This is a genomic window from Pseudonocardia sp. SID8383, from assembly GCF_009864975.1.
Lineage (GTDB): Bacteria > Actinomycetota > Actinomycetes > Mycobacteriales > Pseudonocardiaceae > Pseudonocardia > Pseudonocardia alni.
Genome location: NZ_WWFY01000974.1, coordinates 1 through 780, shown reverse-complemented (window position 1 = coordinate 780; position 780 = coordinate 1). Strand labels below are relative to the sequence as shown.

Below are 780 nucleotides of genomic sequence, written 5' to 3'. Positions count from 1 at the left end.
CGACGACGACTTCTTCGCCCTCGGCGGGGACTCGATCATCGCGATCCGGCTGGTGTCCGCGGCCCGCGCGGCCGGGCTGGCGCTCACCCCGCGCCAGGTGTTCCGGCAGCGCACGGTCGCCGGGCTGGCCACCGTCGCCGAGCCGGTCGCGCACGACCACACCCACGACGACGGCGTCGGGCCGGTCGGGTCCACCCCGATCCTGGACTGGCTCACCGAGGTCGACCCGCACGCGCCCGGCTACAACCAGTCGGTGCTGGTGCGCACGCCGGCCGGGCTGACCGGGCCGGTGCTGCGCCGCGCCCTGGGCGCGCTGCTCGCCACGCACGGCATGCTCCGCGCCCGGCGCACCGCCGACGGCCTGGAGATCCCGGCCGCGGTGCCCGGCCCGGTGCTGCGGGAGGTGCCGGTCAGCGCGGCGAACACCGCCGACCAGGTGCGCGAGCAGCTGGGGGAGGAGGCACTCGCCGCGCGCGACCGGCTCGACCCCGGCTCCGGCACGATGCTGTCGGCGGTCTGGTTCGACGCCGGACCGGACGCCCCCGGCCGCCTGTTGCTGGTGGTGGCCCACGTCGCCGTGGACTGGGTGTCGTGGCGGATCCTGCTCGACGATCTCGCCGGTGCCGTCGCCGCCCAGGACGCGGGGCGCAAGCCGTCGCCGCCGCCGGTCCCGGTGTCCTACCGCGCCTGGGCGTCGATGCTCGCCGCCGAGGCCGCCCGCCCGCAGCGGGTCGCCGAGACCGGCCGGTGGCGGTCGGTCCTGGCCGGACCGCGGGTGGC

Annotated in this window: 1 protein-coding gene; it reads left to right on the top strand. The window is 78.2% G+C overall.

The window, feature by feature from the left end; all coding sequences use genetic code 11:
* A partial coding sequence (locus GTW08_RS23160) for a condensation domain-containing protein (RefSeq protein WP_161152526.1) occupies positions 1-780 on the top strand: 780 nt, incomplete at both ends.